At 61.9% G+C, this 4,104-nt stretch carries 4 protein-coding genes and 1 pseudogene; 1 reads left to right on the top strand and 4 read right to left on the bottom strand.

Annotation, left to right across the window (positions count from 1 at the left end; translation table 11 throughout):
- Positions 1-947: pseudogene (locus B4E36_RS05180) on the bottom strand (S9 family peptidase); the annotation flags it as partial.
- Between the two features lie 181 nt (positions 948-1,128).
- Between B4E36_RS05180 and B4E36_RS05175 the strand changes: the two are divergent.
- A complete protein-coding gene (locus tag B4E36_RS05175) occupies positions 1,129-1,518 on the top strand; it encodes a DUF930 domain-containing protein (protein WP_292059841.1) in 390 nt (129 codons plus the stop codon).
- A gap of 166 nt (positions 1,519-1,684) precedes the next feature.
- Here the strand turns inward: B4E36_RS05175 and B4E36_RS05170 are convergent, their stop codons facing one another.
- The 3 genes from B4E36_RS05170 to B4E36_RS05160 form a co-directional block, all read right to left on the bottom strand.
- A complete protein-coding gene (locus B4E36_RS05170; RefSeq protein ID WP_018064992.1) occupies positions 1,685-1,828 on the bottom strand; it encodes a DUF1127 domain-containing protein in 144 nt (47 codons plus the stop codon).
- A gap of 196 nt (positions 1,829-2,024) precedes the next feature.
- Entirely contained in the window at positions 2,025-3,530 is a 1,506-nt protein-coding gene (locus tag B4E36_RS05165) for a tripartite tricarboxylate transporter permease (protein ID WP_292059843.1), read from the bottom strand.
- Between the two features lie 3 nt (positions 3,531-3,533).
- On the bottom strand, positions 3,534-4,001 hold the full coding sequence (locus B4E36_RS05160) for a tripartite tricarboxylate transporter TctB family protein (protein ID WP_292059844.1): 468 nt from the start codon (positions 3,999-4,001) through the stop codon (positions 3,534-3,536).
- Positions 4,002-4,104 lie beyond the last annotated feature (103 nt).

Here is a 4,104-nt window from a genome sequence, read left to right as displayed (position 1 = left end):
TCCATGATCTTGAAATCCTTGGCCCCGCCGTCATTGGTCAGGATGTAGAACACGTCGCCGCCCTCGGTGACGTCATATTCCACCATGGTTTCGCGCGCCGCCACCAGCGCGGGCTCGGCGTCGAGGTTCGCGGTCGGGATGATCCGGACCTCGGAGGTCTGGTGGTCGTGGATGTCGATATAGATGAAATCGTCGAGCAGCGAGCCGGCAATGCCGACGAAGAAGCCGGGATCGCCTTCCTCGTAGACCAGCCGGTCGTCTTCCTGCCTTGTGCCGATCACGTGATGGAACACTTTCGAGGGGCGGTGGTTGTCGTCGACCTCGGTGTAGAAGAAGCTCTTGCCATCGGGCGCCCAGACGCCGCTGCCGCCGGTGTTCTCGATCCTGTCCTCGATATCCTTGCCGGTTTCAAGATCGCGAACCTTCAGCGTGTAGAACTCCGATCCCTTGTCGTCATAGCTCCAGATCGCGCGGCTGTGATCGGTGGTCTGGTCGAAACCCCCGAGATCGAAATAGGCCTTGCCCTTGGCCTCCAGATCGCCATCGAGCAGGGTTTCGCGGATGCTTTCGTCATTGACGTCGCCATTGCGCGGGATGCGGAAGAAATAGGGTTGTTCGGCTCCGGTGCGAAACGCCGTGCCATAGGCATAGGGCCCTTCCTTCATCGGCACGGAGCTGTCGTCCTCCTTGATGCGGCCGCGCATTTCGGCAACCAGCTTTTTCTGCAGCGCTTCGGTGTCGGCCATCGCGGCCTTCATATAGGCGTTCTCGGCCTCCAGATGCGCGCGGATATCGGCTTCCAGGATCGTCGGGTCCTTGAACATCGCCTGCCAGTTGGCGGCCCTCAGCCAGGCGTAGTCATCCGAGCGGGTCCTGCCGTGGCGGGTGTCGCTGAGGGCTTTTTTGATTGCCTTGGGGGCATCGGGCAGCGTCTTGAAGGGGGTCACGGGCAGGCCTTTCGGGTAAGTCATGTCGGCGCAAGATAGGGGGGCTTAAGGACGACATCAAGCGCGGGTCTCAGACTTGCCGCATTCGGCTGCTCTGTGCTTACAATATGCGATGCGCTTGCGGATGCCGATTTCCGGACGGAAGCGCCAGAGACAGATTTCCATGAACGGAGACAGAGACTTGACCAAGGCCTTCCTTGCGCTGCTGACGCTGACGCTCGTTGCTACGCCCGCCCTCGCCATCAGCCAGCGGATCGAAAACGAGCTCGACCGGCTCGATCCCGAGGAAAAGCTTGAGCAGCGCTGCGACGTGGAGGCGCTGAGCCGGATCGACGCGGCGCGCAAGGACATGACGCCCGACAAGGTGATAGCCTACACATTCGCGCCGACAAAGGTGCATGGTACCACGATCGATGCGCCGGGTGCAGCCGTGCGCTCGCATGGTCACTGGTACAAGCTCTCCTACCACTGCGCGACGGCCAGCGATGAGATCGCGGTCAAATCCTTCAGCTTCAAGCTCGGCGCAGAAATCCCGCGCAGCGCCTGGGAGCGGCTTTACCTTTATCCGTAGGTGCGATCGGCCTGAACGATCCGCAATTGCGCACATGAAAACGCCCACCGGGGGAGGAGGATCCGGTGGGCGTCATCGTGGTGATCGGCGATTTGGGAGGAGGAGGAGGATCGCCGATCGTAATCGAAGGGGGCCGGGAGGAGGATAGCACCCTTCGAAAGCTCTGTCAGATCGCGTCCTTGCGGGCGACGCGACGGATATCAGCGCGGCTGATACCGAGGTCGGAAAGTTCGCGATTGCTCATGCGGCCAAGTTCGGCGACGGTTTCGCGATACTTGAGCCAGTTGTTGAACGAGCGTTGAATGTTCATGTTGCGGCTCCTTTCGTGTGTTCGGTGCGCTGTTGTTGATTGGATATATACAGAGCCCGCGGGGCATGAGGCAGGGGGGTAACAGCATTGCCCCTATGCAAAAAACGCAGGGCTCGGGAGAGGTGCCTCGAAAATGGGCATTCTGCCGAACGGGTAGGCACGAAACGGGCCGGTGGAACGTGCGGGTCGCCCGCGCTCAGTCTTCCTCCACGAACACTTCCGCGCGGCGGCGATTGACCGTGGGGATCAGCACGATCACCAGGACGATCGCGGACGCGATCAGCAATCCCAGGCTGATCGGGCTGGTGAGGAACACGCTGGCGTCGCCGCCCGAAAGCAGCATGGTGCGCCTCATATAGACTTCCATCATCGGCCCCAGCACGAAGCCGAGCAGAAGCGGCGCTGGCTCGCAGTCGAGCTTGCTCAGCGCATAGCCGGCAGCGCCCGACACCGACATGACGATCAGGTCGAAGGGGTTTTCGTTGATCGAATAGACGCCGATCGCCGAAAAGCCGACGATTGCGGGATAGAGGAAATTGGCGCGCACGCTCAAAAGCTTCACCCACAGCCCGATCAGCGGCAGGTTGAGCACGACCAGCATCAGATTGCCGATCCACATCGACACGATGACGCCCCAAAACAGCGAGGGCTGTTCGTTGATCAGGTTGGGGCCGGGGGTGATGCCCTGGATGATCAGGGCGCCAACCATCAGCGCCATCAGCGGGTTGGAGGGGATGCCGAGCGTCAGCATCGGCACGAATGATGTCTGCGCGCCGGCATTGTTGGCCGATTCCGGTCCTGCGACGCCGGCGATCGCGCCGCGGCCGAAGGTTTCCGGCTTCTTCGAGACCTGCTTTTCCACCATGTAGGAGGCGAAGGACGACAGCATCGCGCCGCCGCCCGGCAATATGCCGAGAAACGATCCGAGAAACGTGCCGCGCAGGATCGGCATACCGGCCTCGCGCAGGTCCTGGCGGCTCGGCAGCAGGGCCGAGATGTTGGTCTTGAGCGGCTCGCGCGGGGTTTCATCCTCCAGGCCCTTGAGGATTTCGGACAGGGCGTAGATGCCGACCCCGAAGCCGAGAATCGGTATGCCTTCCGCCAGATCGAACATGCCGAAGGTGAAGCGTGCCTGGCCGGTGTAGAGATCGGTGCCGACCGTGCCGAGAAGCAGGCCGAACACGATCATGATGATGCCCTTGAGCACCGACCCGTGGGCGAGCGCGATCGAGGCCACCAGCCCGAGCACCATCAGCGAGAAATAGTCGGGCGGGGTGAATTTCAGCGCGAGCATCGTCAGCGGGATCGCGAAGATCGCGATCAGCAGCGTCGCGAAACAGCCGGCGATGAACGAGCCGATCGCCGCCAGCGCGAGCGCCGTGCCGGCCTTGCCCTGTCGCGCAAGCTGGTAACCGTCGATTGCGGTCACCGCCGACGAGGCCTCCCCCGGCAGGTTGATCAGGATGGCGGTGGTGGAGCCGCCATATTGCGCGCCGTAATAGATGCCGGCCAGCATGATCAGCGAGGCCTCCGGCGGAAAACCGAAGGTCACCGGCAGAAGAATGGCGATCGTGCCGAGTGGCCCGATGCCCGGCAGAACGCCGATGGCGGTGCCGAGGAAAACCCCGAGGAAGCAGAACAGCAGGTTGATCGGCTGAAAGACCGTTTCCAGTCCGAGGGAGAGATGCGCGAAAAGGTCCATGGATCAACCCGTGAAGACCGAACCCCAAAGGGGGATGGTCATGCTCAGAAGATAATGAAAGACGAGGACGCAGAAGAGGCTGAAGGCGGCGGAAAGCAGCAGCGCCTGGCGCAACGTCGTCACCTGGCTTGCAAGGCAGGAGACGAAAATTGACAGGAAAACAGCGATCAGCAGGCCGAAAGGTTCGATGGCGAAGCCGAAGATCATCGGGCAGGCGATGATGATCACGATCGCCCGCGGCGGCGCTATGGCAAAGGGCTCTGCGTCGGCGGGGGCGGGCAGAAACAGCACGATCAGGGCAAGGGCCGCAAGGATTGCCGACAGGACGACCGGAAAGAAGGCCGGTCCCATCCTGTCCAGCGTGCCCATGTTCATGGTCGTCAGCGCATAACCGCCCATGGCGGCGGAGATGATGAGGAATATGCCGGAGAAGATGACGTTCTTCCGTCGCGCGCCGCTGCCTGCACTCATGTCGATCTCCCGCCTGCTATCCTTGCCGCCTTGCCTCAATTGTCACGCTCCGGCGGGCAGGGCCATCGCATATGACGTTGTCGCATAGCCCCCCAATCTTCTC

It is taken from the genome of Martelella sp. UBA3392 (genome assembly GCF_002358775.1).
GTDB classification, from domain to species: Bacteria; Pseudomonadota; Alphaproteobacteria; order Rhizobiales; family Rhizobiaceae; genus Martelella; species Martelella mediterranea.
This window is presented reverse-complemented; position numbering and strand designations above follow the sequence as displayed.